Below are 14,492 nucleotides of genomic sequence, written 5' to 3'. Positions count from 1 at the left end.
GCACGGGCGCCTGGGACTGTCTCTACCGAGGATCGTAACCCCCGGGGGTTAACGCCCGGCAATCCCCCGGCGTACCCGGTCTTGCGTCCTGGCCCGTTGTCAACCCCCCGGTGACATGCCCGTCCGGTCCGTCACGGCCGCGCGTCGCGGCCCGCCCGCGCCAGACCCGCCGCCTCCCGCTCCAGCTCACCGGAGGCGGCGGTGATCCTCCGGCTGGCCAGCGCGACCTCCGCGGAGAGCCGGCGCACCTCCGCGTACACGCGCGCGGCCAGCACGGCGAGCACGCAGACTCCGACGAAGCCCAGGGCAATTGCGAACATCGGCCACAGCATGGGGCGAGCCTAGGCCACCGGCGCCTCAGATGCTGCGCAGGGTGCTCACGCCGCCGCCGGTCAGGAGCTCCACGATCCGCTCACCGGCCGGTTTGCGGACGGCGGCGCCGCACGCGGGACACGTGAAGGAGTAGAAGGTGGCACGGCGGCTGCCGCCGATGGCCAGCCGCAGGGCGCCGGCGTCCAGCTCGAAGCGGGCGCGGCAATCGGGGCAGGAGGCCTTGAAGGCGACGGGCCCGGACGTTGGCGACATCGACCCCGATCCCCTCAGACCTGTTCCCCGTACCCCGCGAGGGCCTCCCGCGCGGCGCTGCGCGCGCTGTCCGCCAGCTCGGCGGGCGAGGTGATGCGCCCGTCGCGGCCCAGCCGCAGCGCCAGGCGCCGCAGCGAGCCCGGGTCCGGGGTGCGCAGCGTGATGCGCAGACCACCGTCGGCGAGCTCCTCGGCGCTGTCGTGCGGGTAGTACTCGGCGACCCACCGGCCGCCCGGCCCCACCTCGACGACGACCTCGGGGTCCTCGGCGGACGGCTGGACCAGGCCCACCGACAGGTCGCGCGGCTCGATGGCGGGCGGCTCGGCCCGCTCGTCCAGCAGCCGGATCTCGGCGACCCGGTCGAGCCGGAAGGTGCGCCGGGCCTCGGAGAGGTGGCACCACCCCTCCATGTACGTGTGGCCCACCGCGAAGAGGCGGATCGGGTCGACCTCGCGCTCGGTGAGCTCGTCCCGGGCGGGCGAGTAGTAGCGCAGCCACAGCCGCCGGCGTTCCGCGATGGCCCGGTCCACGTCGGCGAAGACCCCGCCCTCGGACTCGAAGGTCACCGACAGCCGGGAGCTGGCGCCGGCCGCCTCGCCCGCGGCCGCCTCCAGCTTGGCGGTGGCCCGCAGCAGGGCGTCCCGGTCGCTCTCGCGCAGCCCCGGCAGGGTCGCCACCGCGCGCGCGGCGACCAGCAGCGCGGTCGCCTCGTCGGCGGCGAGCCGCAGCGGCTCGGCGGTGGACTCCCCCGAGGCGTCGGGGTTGCGCCACCAGATGCGCTCCCCGTCGGTGTCGATGTCGAGCAGGTCCCCGCCGCGGAAGCTGGTCCCGCACATGGGCAGCACGTCGAGGTCCGAGATCAGCTCGTCCTCGGTGATGCCGAAGGCACGCGCGACGTCGGCGACGTGCGCACCGGGGCGCTCGCGCAGGTATGTCACCAGGGACAGCATGCGGCGGGTCTGGTCGATGGCGTTGGCGGCCATGCTGGTACGTCTCCCCCTCAGGGCACGTCTGTGGATGTCGCGGTTCGAAAAGGGTGCGGCGGCGGACGTCCGCCGCCGCGGGCGGCGCTTCCCGCCCAGCCTGTCAGGCCTGGGCGACGGCCCGCAGCCGGTCCATCACGTCCGCCCGGAGATCGGCGGGGCCGACCACGACGACATCGGGTCCGAACTCCACCAGCCAGGCGTCGAGGCCGTGGCCGTAGGGGATCTCCAGCTCGTCCCAGCCGTCGCTGCCCTCGCACACCGCCGTGGCCTTCGCCCGCAGCGGGTAGCCCGCCCCGGCCCGCAGCCGGATCAGCGCGGAGCGGTCCGCGCTCTCGCCGGCCCAGCTCGCCACGGTCTCCCGCACGGTCACCACGTCGGGGACCTCAGCGGTGTACGTGCCCGCCCGGGAGCGAACCTTCCCCGTGATCCGCGAGAGCCGGAACACCCGCTCCGCCCCGCGCTCGCGGTCGTATCCGGCCAGGTACCAGTGGCCGCGCCAGCACTCCAGCGCCCACGGCTCCACCTGACGCGTCTCGGGCCGGGCGGCGGTCGACTTGCGGTAGTCGAAGACCACCGGTCGGCGGTCCCGGCAGGCCAGCATCAGCGGCTCGAAGGCCGCCTCGTGGACCGGGATGCGCGGCTCGATGGCGCTGTGCTGGCCCCCGAGCGGGTCGCCGGCCTCCGGCATGCCGCCCGCCCGCAGCTTCTGCAGGGCGCCGCTGGCGGCGCCGGCGAGGCGGGCCTGCTGCCAGACCTTGGCCGCCAGCCCCAGGGCGGCGGCCTCCTCGGCATCCAGGGAGACGGGAGGCAGCCTGTTGCTGTCCCGGCGGGCCAGGTAGCCCGTCTCCCCCTCCAGGTTCTCCACCGTCTCGATGACCAGGCCCAGTTCGCGCAGGTCGTCCTTGTCCCGCTCGAACATCCGGTTGAAGGACTCGTCGTTGCCGGCTTCCATGTAGGCCTCGATCGAACCGCGCAACTCGCGCTTGCTCAGCGGCCGGCGTGTCCCCAGCAGGCACAGCGCCAGATTCATCAGCCGCTCGGCCTTGGCAATCGCCATCGACGCCCATCCCCCGTTCTCTGCACACACTCGTGACCGTTGACCGTACCGCCCCGGCGGTCCCCGGCAAAAGCGAGGGCCCCCACCGGACGGTAGGGGCCCTGCACTGCTCGCGGACGATCCGCTCAGCCGACCTTCACCAGGTCGCAGACGAAGATCAGCGTCTCGCCCGGGGCGATCGCGCCGCCCGCGCCGCGGTCGCCGTACGCGAGGTGCGCCGGGATGACCAGCTTGCGGCGGCCGCCGACCTTCATACCCTGCACGCCGCGGTCCCAGCCGGTGATGACCTGGCCGACACCGAGCTTGAACTGGAGCGCGGAACCGCGGTTCCAGGAGGCGTCGAACTCCTCGCCGGTGGAGAAGGCCACGCCCACGTAGTGGACGGCGACCATGTCGCCGGCCTTGGCCTCGGCACCGTCACCCAGCCAGATGTCCTCGATCACGAGGTCCTGCGGGGCCTCGCCCTCGGGGAAGTCGATCTCGGGCTTCTCGAGCTTGTCGCTCACGGAACTGCTCCTCAAACTATGGGACAACCGGGACAGTCTTACATCACCGCGAGGATGTCGAGGCTGAAGACCAGCGTCGAGTTCGCCGGGATGGTCCCCTGCTCCTTGTCGCCGAAGCCCATGTCCGGCGGGATCACCAGCAGGATGCGGCTGCCGACCTTCTTGCCGACGATGCCGTCCTTGAGGCCCTTCACCTGCAGCTGCTCCAGCGGCCAGGTCACCGACTGGCCGGAGGTGTAGGTGCTCTCGAAGGTCTTGTCGTCCTTCCAGGTCTTGCCGTGGAACTTCACGACGACGCTGTTCTTGTCCGTCACCGCCGGGCCGTCGCCCTCCAGGACGTAGTTCGACACCAGCTTCGCCGGCGGCGTGACGTCCTTCGGGACGGCCACCGAGACTTCCTTGCCGTCGGTGTTCGTACCGACCTTCGGCAGGTCCTTGTTGTCCTGCGCGACTTCCTTGCCCGTGGCGGACACCGGCACCGAGGCGCCCTTGACGATGTCCACGACGAAGACGAGGGTGGCGTCCCCCTTGATCTTCGGCGGCGAGCCCTGCGCGCCGTAACCGAGGTCCGGCGGGATCACCAGCTCGACACGGCTGCCGACCTTCTGGCCCTCCAGGCCCTGGTCCCAGCCCTTGATGACGGCGCCCGCGCCGATCGTCACGTCGAACGGCTGGCCCTTGCCGAAGCTCTGGTCGAACGGCTCACTGCCGTCCCAGACCTGCCCGTAGTAGTTGACCTGGGCGATGTCGCCCTTCTTCAGCACCGGGCCGGTGCCCTCCTTGAGGGTCACCACCTTCAGCTCCTTGGGCGGCTCGCCCTTCCCCTTCGACAGGGTGGGCGTCTCCCCGAACTCGGCACCCTTGGTGATCGCGGGCGCCCCGTTCTTCATCTGGGCGGAGTCGGAGCCGCTGTCGTCGCCACACGCCGCTGTCGACAGCAGCAGAAGGGGTACGACAAGCAGGCCGGCAAGTCGGCGCACGTGTTCCTCAGATCTCAGACGGCAAGGCGGTCGCCCGCCACTCTAAGCCGTGCACGGGGCCCCGTACGAGAGACGTACGGGGCCCCGGCGAGAAGTGGGACGTCGCGCCGCGCGGCTACATGCCGGCGATCAGCTTCTCCACACGGTCGTCCACCGACCGGAACGGGTCCTTGCACAGCACCGTCCGCTGCGCCTGGTCATTGAGCTTCAGGTGCACCCAGTCGACCGTGAAGTCCCGCCGCTGCTCCTGCGCCCGTCGGATGAAGTCGCCGCGCAGCCGCGCCCTCGTCGTCTGCGGGGGCACCGACTTGCCCTCGAAGATCTTGAGGTCGTTGCAGATCCGCGCAGCCTGCCCCTTGCGCTCCAGCAGGTAGTACAGCCCGCGCCGACGGTGGATGTCGTGGTAGGCGAGGTCTATCTGAGCCACCCGCGGATTCGACATGGTCATGTTGTGCTTGCCCCGGTACCGCTCGATCAGCTGGTACTTCATGACCCAGTCGATCTCGGTACCGATCCGGTCCAGGTCCTCCGCCTCGATGGCGTCCAGCGTGCGGCCCCACAGCTCCAGCACCTGGTCGACCACCCCGGTACGGATGCCCCGCCGCTCCGCGAAGTCCACCGCCTTGTCGTAGTACTCCCGCTGGATCTCCAGCGCGGAGGCCTCCCGGCCGGACGCCAGGCGCACCTTGCGCTGGCCCGTGATGTCGTGGCTCACCTCCCGGATCGCCCGGATCGGGTTCTCCAGGGTCAGGTCCCGCATCACCGTGCCCGCCTCGATCATGCGCAGCACCAGGTCGGTCGCCCCGACCTTCAGCAGCATGGTCGTCTCGGACATGTTCGAGTCGCCGACGATCACGTGCAGACGGCGGTACCGCTCCGCGTCCGCGTGCGGCTCGTCGCGCGTGTTGATGATCGGCCGCGAACGCGTCGTCGCGGAACTGACGCCCTCCCAGATGTGCTCGGCCCGCTGGCTCACGCAGTAGACCGCACCCCGAGGGGTCTGCAGCACCTTGCCGGCGCCGCAGATCAGCTGCCGCGTGACGAGGAACGGAATGAGAATGTCCGCCAGGCGGGAGAATTCCCCGTGCCGGGCCACCAGGTAGTTCTCGTGGCAGCCGTACGAGTTGCCCGCCGAGTCGGTGTTGTTCTTGAAGAGATAGACGTCGCCCGCGATTCCCTCCTCGTGCAGGCGGCGTTCGGCGTCGACGAGCAGTCCTTCGAGAATGCGCTCGCCCGCTTTGTCGTGGGTGACCAACTCGGTCACGTTGTCGCATTCGGGAGTTGCATATTCCGGATGCGAACCCACATCGAGGTACAGGCGGGCGCCGTTCCGCAGGAAGACATTGCTGCTGCGGCCCCATGACACGACACGGCGGAAGAGGTAGCGCGCCACTTCGTCAGGAGACAGTCGGCGCTGTCCCCTGAACGTGCACGTGACGCCGTACTCGTTCTCCAGCCCGAAAATGCGGCGGTCCATGACTGAACATTACGCCTTCTGCCCTCTTCTGAAACCGGGTTCGCCGCCGCCGTTTCGATCAGTCCCCCCGAGCATGCCGCCGAACGGCGGGCGGGCGACCGCCGAACACCACGGGCGCGCCACCCTGGCGCGCCCGCCCGTCACTGCGCCGACCGGGCCCGGGGAGCCACCTCGCCGGGGCCGCCCGGCGCTTCCTGCACCGAGCCCGCCACCGCACGGCCGTGCCCCGGCGTCGACAGCACCCCCTGAGTCACCATCAGCACGAGCAGCGCCGCACCGCCCGCGGCGCACGCCACCCCGAAGCCCCACGGCGTGCCGCCCAGCTCCACCGCCGGCCCCGCGGCCGCCGTACCGATGGCCGCGCCCACCCCGAAGAAGGTGACCAGCCACGAGAACGCCTCCGTCACCGTGCCCGACGGCGCATGCCGGTCCACCACGATGAACGCACACGCCAGCGCAGGCGCCAGGAACACCCCCGACAGCGCCCCCAGCGCCGTCATCGCCACCACCCCCGGCGTCAGCAGCAGCGGCAGGTAGCAGACCGCCAGCAGCGCCACCAGCAGCCGCAGCCGCCGCTCCGGCGCACCCGGCCACTGCCGCGCCCCGTAGACCACACCGCCGACCAGCGCGCCCAGTCCCAGCGCCGCCATCAGCCAGCCGTAGACCGCCTGGCCCCCGTGGCCGTCCGCGTACGCCACACCGGCCACCGTGATCGAACCCAGCGCCGTCCCCACGAAGAAGAACGCCCCCAGCAGCGCCAACAGCCCCCGCGAGCGCAGGGCACCCAGCCAGTGCGCCTCCCGCGGCTGCGAACGCCACGTCCGCGACGGCTCACTGACCACGACCGACAGCGCACCCAGCACCCCGATCGCGTTCAGCGCCAGCAGCGCCCCGGCCGGCGACCACACCGCCACGAACAGCGTCACCAGCAGCGGACCGACGGTGAACATCACCTCCTGGGCCACCGCGTCCATCGCGTACGCCGCGTGCACCTTCTCCTCACGGCCCCCCAGCACGCTCGGCCACAGGGCCCGCAGCCCGCCCTCCAGCGGCGGCGTGAAGAGCCCGCCGACCACCACCGCCGCATACGCCGCCCCCACCGAACCGGTGCCCGCCAGTGCCAGCCACACCATGCCCAGCGCGGACAGCAGGGCCGCCGGCAGCTGCACCCGCGGCTGCCCGAACAGGTCGACCGCCCGCCCCAGCAGCGGCTGGCCCACGGCGTTCGCCAACCCGTACACGGCGGCCAGCGCGCCCGCGAGGCTGTAGCTGCCGCCCTCCGCGCGCGTGAACAGCACGATCGCGATCGGGGCGGTGGCGTTCGGCAGCCTGCCGACCAGCGTGCCCACCAGCAGCCTCGCGGCGTGCCGGGTACCCAGCAGCTCGGCGTATCCCGCGGCCATGACGGCCCCCTTCTGCCCGGACCCAGCCGGGGTAATACGTATAACTCGACGCGTCATACGTACCATGGCCACAGTCCACCGGTCCACCCCACGGGCCACCGAACCACCCCCCACCTCGCACGACAGGAGCCCCCTGTGACGAGACCCACCAGCCGCGACGTGGCCACCGCCGCCGGGGTCTCCCAGGCCACCGTCTCCCTCGTCCTCGGCGACAAATGGCCCGGCCGCGTCTCCGAACGCACCGCCGCCCTCGTCCGCGAGACCGCCACCCGGCTCGGCTACCGGCCCAACCTCGCCGCCCGCAACCTCCGCCTCGGCTCCACCCGCACCGCCCTCCTCGTCGTCCCCGCTCTCACCAACGAGTTCTTCGCCCGCGTCTACACCGGCGCCGCCCGCGTCGCCGCCGAGCACGGCTTCGGCGTCGTCCTCTACCCCTCCCCCGACGGCACCGGCCCCGCCCGCGACCCCTTCGCCTCCGCCCGAGCCGCCCTCGACGGGGTCATCGCCTCCTCCATGGCCGCCCACACCCTCCACGCCATCGGCGGCGACACCCTCCCCCTCGTCATGCTCGACAGCGACCCCCGCGCCGGAGCAGCCGCAGCCCACGTCAACCTCGCCATGGCCGACGGCATGCGCCAGATCACCGAGCACCTCCTCGCCCTCGGCCACCGACGCTTCCTCCACCTCGCCTCCGCCGTCGACTCCTGGACCTTCACCACCCGCGCCCAGGCCCTCGGCGCCCTCCTCGGCCCCGGCACCGAACTGCGCACCGTACGGTCCCCCCTCACCGTCCACGGCGCCCGTACGGCCATGGAGACCGCCCTCGCGGACCCCCACGGCCGACCCACCGCCCTCGTCTGCGACGACGACATCCTCGCCGCCGGCGCCTGCAAGGCCGCCCGCCGCCTCGGCCTGCGCGTCCCCGAGGACCTCTCCGTCACCGGCTTCGACGACCTCGCCCTCGCCACCGCCGTCGAACCCGAACTCACCACCGTCCACCTCCCCGCCGAACGCGTCGGCGAACAGGGCATGACCGCCCTCCTCGCCGTCCTGGAAGGCACCCCCTGGACCGCCCCCGACATCCCCGTCACCCTCGTCATGCGCGAATCCACCGGCCCCGCCCCGGCACCCTGAGCCCGGACACGACGAAGCCCCGGCCACCCCCAAGGGGCGACCGGGGCCGCACAGAGACCCCGCCCGACGTCCTACTCGGCGTCGTCCTCCGGCGCCTCGTCGTTCGACACCGCGTCCGCCTGCGCCGCAGCCGGCACGTCCGCCTCCAGCAGCCGCGCCAGCTGCCGGCCGCGGATCCGCTTGAACTTGCGCTGCTGCGACCGCGTCCGGTCCAGCACCGCCACCTCCAGCCGCTCCGCCGGAATCGCCTTGTCGGCACCGTTGGCCTGACTGGACAGCGCCGCCACGGCCAGCTTCAACGCCTCCGACAGCGTCATCCCGTCCCGGTGGCGCTGGTCCAGATAGCTGCTGATCTGCTCGGCGTTGCCACCGACCGCCACCGAACCGTGCTCGTCCACGATCGACCCGTCGTGCGGCAGCCGGTAGATCTGGTCACCGGCCGCCGTCGCACCGACCTCCGCCACCACCAGCTCCACCTCGTACGGCTTCTCACCGGCCGAGGAGAAGATGGTGCCGAGGGTCTGCGCATACACGTTCGCCAGCCCACGGGCCGTCACATCATCACGGTCATAGGTGTATCCGCGCAGATCCGCGTACCGCACACCGCCGATCCGCAGGTTCTCGTACTCGTTGTACTTGCCGGCGGCCGCGAAGCCGATCCGGTCGTAGATCTCGCTGAACTTGTGCAGCGCACGGGACGGGTTCTCACCGACGAACACGATGCCGTCGGCGTACTGCAGCACGACCAGGCTGCGACCGCGGGCAATGCCCTTCCGGGCGTATTCCGCCCGGTCGGCCATGGCCTGCTGGGGTGACACATAGAACGGAGTCGACACCGGCTTTCCGTCCCTTTCTACTGGGCGACGAGGTGACGAGCGGTCAGAGCAGGGCGGCGCGCGGGCCGTCGGGCTGCTCGAGACGACGATCGGTGACCGAGCGGGCGAGCGCCTGCGACTCCTCCTCGCTCAGCCTGCGGAAGCCCTCGTCGGTGATGACGGTGACGATCGGGTAGATGTGGCGGTACAGGTCCGGCCCCCCGGTCGCCGAGTCGTCGTCGGCGGCGTCGTACAGCGCCTGCACCACCAGCGTGGTGGCCTGCTCCTCGGTCAGGTCCGGGCGGTAGAGCTTCTTCATGGAGCCCCGCGCGAAGATCGAACCGGAACCGGTCGCCGCGTAGCCGTGCTCCTCGGAGCGGCCGCCGGTGACGTCGTAGGAGAAGATCCGGCCCTTCTCCTTGGCCTCGTCGTAGCCGGCGAAGAGCGGCACCACGGCCAGCCCCTGCATCGCCATGCCGAGGTTGCTGCGGATCATGGTGGAGAGCCGGTTGGCCTTGCCCTCCAGCGAGAGCGTCGTGCCCTCCACCTTCTCGAAGTGCTCCAGCTCCAGCTGGAACAGCTTGACCATCTCCACGGCCAGGCCGGCCGTACCGGCGATGCCGACGGCGGAGTACTCGTCCGCCGGGAACACCTTCTCGATGTCCCGCTGCGCGATCATGTTCCCCATGGTCGCCCGCCGGTCACCGGCGAGCACGACCCCGCCGGGGAAGGTGGCGGCCACGATGGTCGTCCCGTGCGGCGCCTCGACGACACCCTCCGGCAGCTTGCGGTTGCCGGGCAGCATCTCGGGCGAGTGCGCGCCCAGGAAGTCCATGAAGGACGAGGACCCCGGCGTCAGGAAGGCTGCCGGTAGACGCCCTGTGCCACGATTGTTGGCTTCCACGCCTGTCCCTCCAAGTATGAGATGGCCCTACGCAGGGTGTCGGGATCGTCTCCCAACTTGCCGATGGCCGAGTTGCAGTTGAAGCACAGTACGCCTCGGACCTTACCCGTCTCGTGGCAGTGATCCACATGCACGGCCGGAGCCTTCAGACAGATCCAGCAGAGACCGTTCCGGACCGCGATCATTTCGTCGCGCTCCGCCTCTGTGATGCCGTAGGAGCGCTTCAGATGACCCACCCGGCTTTCGACCGCGCGACACGCCTTACATCGCGTCGACAATCCGTCCGAAGCCGTCTTGTTCCGGTCCCAATCCGAGTGGGGCTTGATCTCCCCGCACCGGCGGCAGTACTTGTACCCCACCGGCGCTTCGACGCGGGGACGAACACTCTTACCCTTGGCCTTCTGGCGCTGCTGGTGATACTCGGCCGCGCACGGCCTGCAGTAGCACTGCAGGCCGTCACGCATGGCCTTATTTGAAGCGAAATCCGCGAACGACTTGCGTAAGCCGCATCGTGGACATTGCTTCGACGCCCCCACCACTCACCCTCCCCGAGTCACCCCACCTTCGAATCGAAGGAGGAATCACTCGCCACCCTTCTGAACGAAGGAGCGCACGAAATCCTCGGCGTTCTCCTCGAGCACATCATCGATTTCGTCGAGTACGGAGTCGACGTCGTCGGAGAGCTTCTCCTGGCGCTCCTTGAGGTCGGTCGATTCCTCGACCGCCGCCTCCTCGACCTCCTCGGTCGAGCGCGTCGCCTTCTGCTGTCCGCCGCCGGTGTCCTTGGTCGCCATGTCTACCTCACCCCGCTCGGTTCGCACGCTCACGTCGAGAGACCCAGGGAATTCGGGATCTCTCAAGATCAGACCCTATGTCGGACCCTACTAGGAGGGTCCGACATTCGTCCCGGTACTTTCACAGTCCGGTTCTCTTCATGATTCCCGGCCCGGAGGGCTTTCAGCCGCGTTCACCGCCCCGAAAGCACCCGGACCAGGTCCTCCGCCGTGCGGCAGCGGTCCAGGAGCTCCTTGACGTGGTTGCGGGTCCCCCGCAGGGGCTCCAGGGTCGGGACGCGCTGGAGCGAGTCCCGGCCCGGGAGGTCGAAGATCACCGAGTCCCAGGAGGCCGCGGCCACGTCGTCCGCGTACTGCTCCAGGCAGCGCCCGCGGAAGTAGGCCCTCGTGTCCTCCGGGGGCTTGCTCCGAGCCCGCTCGACCGCGGACTCCTCCACCAGCCGCTTCATCTTCCCGCGGGCCACCAGGCGGTTGTACAGGCCCTTGTCGGGCCGTACGTCCGAGTACTGGAGGTCCACCAGGTGCAGCCGCGCCGCGTCCCAGTCCAGGCCGTCCCGGCGCCGGTAGCCCTCCAGGATCTCCCGCTTGGCGATCCAGTCCAGCTCGCCCGACAGGCTCATCGGGTCGCTCTCCAGCCGGCCCAGCACGTCCTCCCAGCGGGACAGCACGTCCTTGGTCTGCTCGTCCGCGTCCGTGCCGAAACGCTCGTCCACGTACTTCCTGGCCAGCTCGAAGTACTCCATCTGCAGCTGCACCGCGGTCAGTGTCCGGCCGCTGCGCAGCGTGATCAGGTACTTCAGGGAGGGGTCGTGGGAGACGTGGTGGAGGGTGCGTACGGGCTGGTCGACGGCCAGGTCGACGCCGATGAACCCGTCCTCGATCATGGACAGGACGAGCGCCGTGGTACCGAGCTTGAGGTAGGTGGAGATCTCCGAGAGGTTGGCGTCGCCGATGATCACGTGGAGCCGGCGGTACTTCTCGGCGTCGGAGTGCGGCTCGTCGCGGGTGTTGATGATGGGCCGCTTCAGGGTGGTCTCCAGGCCGACCTCGACCTCGAAGTAGTCGGCGCGCTGGCTGATCTGGAAGCCGTGCTCGCGACCGTCCTGGCCGATGCCCACGCGCCCTGCTCCGGTCACGACCTGTCGCGAGACGAAGAAGGGGGTCAGGTGGCGCACGATCTCCGAGAAGGGGGTCTCCCGCTTCATCAGGTAGTTCTCGTGCGTGCCGTAGGAGGCGCCCTTGTTGTCGGTGTTGTTCTTGTAGAGGTGGATCGGCTGGGCCCCGGGCAGCTGGGCGGCCCGTTCTGCGGCCTCGGCCATGATCCGTTCGCCGGCCTTGTCCCAGAGGACGGCGTCGAGCGGGTTGGTGATCTCCGGGGAGCTGTACTCGGGGTGCGCGTGGTCGACGTAGAGGCGTGCGCCGTTCGTCAGGATGACGTTGGCGAGGCCGATGTCCTCGTCGGTCAGCTGGCTGCTGTCGGCGGCCTCGCGGGCGAGGTCGAAGCCGCGGGCGTCCCGCAGCGGGTTCTCCTCCTCGAAGTCCCAGCGGGCGCGTCGCGCCCGGTGCATCGCCGCCGCGTAGGCGTTGACGATCTGGGACGAGGTGAGCATGGCATTGGCGTTCGGGTGACCGGGGACGGAGATCCCGTACTCCGTCTCGATCCCCATTACTCGCCGTACGGTCATGCGGCCCTCCTTGCCCGGCGGCGCCCCCCTGACGGGGGCGGCGCTCAAGTACCGCTGGTGCTCCGGTGCGTGTGACTGTGCGGTGCCCGTCCCCGCACTGCGCGACCGGCGGTACGCAAGAGCCTAGAACCACTGCGCGCTGGTGGGGAGATCATTTCCGTCATTGAATCCGCCCTGTCACCGGCCGGAATACGGCCGGTCATGCGGTGGGGTAAAGCAGTCGGCTGCGGATGCCCGGGGAGGGCATCCGCAGCCGCTCCGGTTCAGAGGTACTGGCCGGTGTTCGCCACCGTGTCGATGGAGCGTCCGGTGTCCGCGCCTTGCTTTCCGGTGACGAGTGTGCGGATGAATACGATCCGCTCGCCCTTCTTGCCGGAGATGCGGGCCCAGTCGTCCGGGTTGGTGGTGTTGGGCAGGTCCTCGTTCTCCTTGAACTCGTCCACGCAGGCCTGGAGGAGGTGGGAGACGCGGAGCCCCTTCTGGTTGTGTTCGAGGAAGGCCTTGATGGCCATCTTCTTGGCCCGGTCGACGATGTTCTGGATCATCGCGCCGGAGTTGAAGTCCTTGAAGTAGAGGACTTCCTTGTCGCCGTTGGCGTACGTGACCTCGAGGAAGCGGTTTTCCTCGCTTTCGGCGTACATCTGCTCGACGACGGTCTGGATCATGCTGTGGACGGTGCCGGCCGTGGAGCCCTGGTGTTCGGACAGGTCGTCCGTGTGCAGGGGCAGCGAGGCCTTGAGGTACTTCGCGAAGATGTCCTTCGCCGCCTCGGCGTCCGGGCGCTCGATCTTGATCTTCACGTCGAGTCGGCCGGGGCGCAGGATGGCCGGGTCGATCATGTCCTCGCGGTTGGAGGCGCCGATGACGATGACGTTCTCCAGGCCCTCGACGCCGTCGATCTCGGCGAGGAGCTGGGGGACGATGGTGTTCTCGACGTCGGAGCTGACGCCGGATCCGCGGGTGCGGAAGAGGGATTCCATCTCGTCGAAGAAGACGATGACGGGTGTCCCCTCGCTCGCCTTCTCGCGGGCCCGCTGGAAGACCAGGCGGATGTGCCGCTCGGTCTCGCCGACGTACTTGTTGAGGAGCTCGGGGCCCTTGATGTTCAGGAAGTAGGACTTGCCCTGGGCCTGTCCGGTCACCTCGGCGACCTTCTTGGCAAGGGAGTTGGCGACGGCCTTGGCGATGAGCGTCTTGCCGCAGCCGGGCGGGCCGTAGAGCAGGATGCCCTTCGGGGGCCGCAGTTCGTGTTCCTTGAACAGGTCGGGGTAGAGGTACGGGAGCTCGACCGCGTCGCGGATCAGCTCGATCTGGTCGCCCAGGCCGCCGATCTTGTCGTAGTCGATGTCGGGGACCTCTTCGAGGACCAGGTCCTCGACCTCGCTCTTGGGGACGACCTCGTAGACGTAGCCGGAGCGGGGTTCGAGCAGGAGGGCGTCGCCGGGACGGATGGTGGTGTCCAGGAGCGGCTCGGCGAGCCTCACCACCCGTTCCTCGTCGGTGTGCCCGACGACCAGGGCGCGCTCGCCGTCCTCCAGGATCTCCTTGAGGGTGACGATGTCCCCGGCCCGCTCGTATTCCATGGCCTCGACCACGTTGAGGGCCTCGTTGAGCATGACCTCCTGGCCGCGCCGGAGGTCTTCCGGGTCGACGCTGGGGCTGACGTTCACGCGGAGCTTTCGGCCTCCGGTGAAGATGTCGACGGTGCCGTCCTCGTTCGCCTGGAGGAAGACACCGAAGCCTGCCGGCGGCTGTGCGAGCCGGTCGACTTCTTCCTTGAGGGCCACGATCTGGTCGCGGGCCTCACGGAGGGTATTCGCCAGTCGTTCGTTCTGTGCGGAGACGCCGGCCAGATTTGTCTGGAGCTCGACGATCCGCTCTTCGAGAATCCTCGTGTGTCGCGGAGAGTCGGCGAGCTTGCGTCGCAGGACGGCGATTTCCTGCTCGAGATAGGCAACCTGGCCGGCGGGGTCCTCGGACCCTCGCGCGGGCCGGATGCCGCGGTTGATGTCGTCGTCGTGGGCTGCCACGGTCCTCACCTCCTCCAAGGGGAGCTGGACGCTTCCTGACCCTACCTGGGCTGGTGGTGATTGAAACCCCTAGATCACAAAGACGATAGAGGTGTGTCCGATCTTCACCCTTGCGTACTCCCTCACGCCAAGGAAA

At 69.7% G+C, this 14,492-nt stretch carries 15 protein-coding genes; 1 reads left to right on the top strand and 14 read right to left on the bottom strand.

Annotation, left to right across the window (positions count from 1 at the left end):
* Positions 1-131 precede the first annotated feature (131 nt).
* From IF89_RS0121325 to IF89_RS0121290, 8 genes are all read right to left on the bottom strand, one after another.
* On the bottom strand, positions 132-320 hold the full coding sequence (locus IF89_RS0121325) for a hypothetical protein (RefSeq protein WP_420706952.1): 189 nt from the start codon (positions 318-320) through the stop codon (positions 132-134).
* Positions 321-357: 37 nt separating this feature from the next.
* A complete protein-coding gene (locus IF89_RS0121320; protein WP_030770382.1) occupies positions 358-585 on the bottom strand; it encodes a hypothetical protein in 228 nt (75 codons plus the stop codon).
* A gap of 14 nt (positions 586-599) precedes the next feature.
* A complete protein-coding gene (locus IF89_RS0121315; protein ID WP_030770380.1) occupies positions 600-1,568 on the bottom strand; it encodes a helix-turn-helix transcriptional regulator in 969 nt (322 codons plus the stop codon).
* A gap of 103 nt (positions 1,569-1,671) precedes the next feature.
* On the bottom strand, positions 1,672-2,628 hold the full coding sequence (locus tag IF89_RS0121310) for a helix-turn-helix transcriptional regulator (RefSeq protein ID WP_030770378.1): 957 nt from the start codon (positions 2,626-2,628) through the stop codon (positions 1,672-1,674).
* A gap of 125 nt (positions 2,629-2,753) precedes the next feature.
* The gene (locus tag IF89_RS0121305; RefSeq protein ID WP_043194213.1) at positions 2,754-3,134 is read right to left on the bottom strand and encodes an FKBP-type peptidyl-prolyl cis-trans isomerase; all 381 of its coding nucleotides are present in this window, start codon (positions 3,132-3,134) and stop codon (positions 2,754-2,756) included.
* Positions 3,135-3,172: 38 nt separating this feature from the next.
* Positions 3,173-4,114 (bottom strand): FKBP-type peptidyl-prolyl cis-trans isomerase, encoded by a 942-nt coding sequence (locus IF89_RS0121300; RefSeq protein WP_030770372.1) that lies wholly within the window; start codon positions 4,112-4,114, stop codon positions 3,173-3,175.
* Between the two features lie 115 nt (positions 4,115-4,229).
* Entirely contained in the window at positions 4,230-5,591 is a 1,362-nt protein-coding gene (gene pafA / locus IF89_RS0121295) for a Pup--protein ligase (protein ID WP_030655944.1), read from the bottom strand.
* A gap of 140 nt (positions 5,592-5,731) precedes the next feature.
* A complete protein-coding gene (locus IF89_RS0121290) occupies positions 5,732-6,994 on the bottom strand; it encodes an MFS transporter (protein WP_051807375.1) in 1,263 nt (420 codons plus the stop codon).
* Positions 6,995-7,129: 135 nt separating this feature from the next.
* Between IF89_RS0121290 and IF89_RS0121285 the strand changes: the two genes are divergently transcribed.
* Positions 7,130-8,128, top strand: coding sequence for a LacI family DNA-binding transcriptional regulator (locus tag IF89_RS0121285; protein WP_030770367.1), 999 nt, complete (start codon positions 7,130-7,132; stop codon positions 8,126-8,128).
* A gap of 71 nt (positions 8,129-8,199) precedes the next feature.
* Here the strand turns inward: IF89_RS0121285 and prcA are convergent, their stop codons facing one another.
* From prcA to arc, 6 genes are all read right to left on the bottom strand, one after another.
* Complete coding sequence (prcA, locus tag IF89_RS0121280; protein ID WP_030770365.1) at positions 8,200-8,964, bottom strand: proteasome subunit alpha; 765 nt, start codon at positions 8,962-8,964, stop codon at positions 8,200-8,202.
* A 43-nt stretch (positions 8,965-9,007) separates the two neighbouring features.
* Positions 9,008-9,847: a proteasome subunit beta gene (gene prcB, locus IF89_RS0121275; protein WP_030770363.1), complete on the bottom strand. Its 840-nt coding sequence runs from the start codon at positions 9,845-9,847 to the stop codon at positions 9,008-9,010.
* A complete protein-coding gene (locus tag IF89_RS0121270) occupies positions 9,799-10,311 on the bottom strand; it encodes an endonuclease VII domain-containing protein (protein WP_078628430.1) in 513 nt (170 codons plus the stop codon). Before IF89_RS0121270 ends, prcB begins: the two co-directional genes overlap by 49 nt.
* A gap of 117 nt (positions 10,312-10,428) precedes the next feature.
* Positions 10,429-10,641 (bottom strand): ubiquitin-like protein Pup, encoded by a 213-nt coding sequence (locus IF89_RS0121265; RefSeq protein ID WP_030233608.1) that lies wholly within the window; start codon positions 10,639-10,641, stop codon positions 10,429-10,431.
* Positions 10,642-10,814: 173 nt separating this feature from the next.
* Entirely contained in the window at positions 10,815-12,326 is a 1,512-nt protein-coding gene (dop, locus tag IF89_RS0121260) for a depupylase/deamidase Dop (RefSeq protein WP_420706951.1), read from the bottom strand.
* Positions 12,327-12,589: 263 nt separating this feature from the next.
* Positions 12,590-14,356, bottom strand: coding sequence for a proteasome ATPase (gene arc / locus IF89_RS0121255; protein ID WP_030770358.1), 1,767 nt, complete (start codon positions 14,354-14,356; stop codon positions 12,590-12,592).
* Positions 14,357-14,492: the final 136 nt, after the last annotated feature.

This window comes from Streptomyces sp. NRRL F-2664, from assembly GCF_000719345.1.
Classification (GTDB): Bacteria; Actinomycetota; Actinomycetes; order Streptomycetales; family Streptomycetaceae; genus Streptomyces.
Note: the sequence above shows the minus strand (reverse complement) of the source record. Positions and strands in the feature narration are given on the sequence as shown.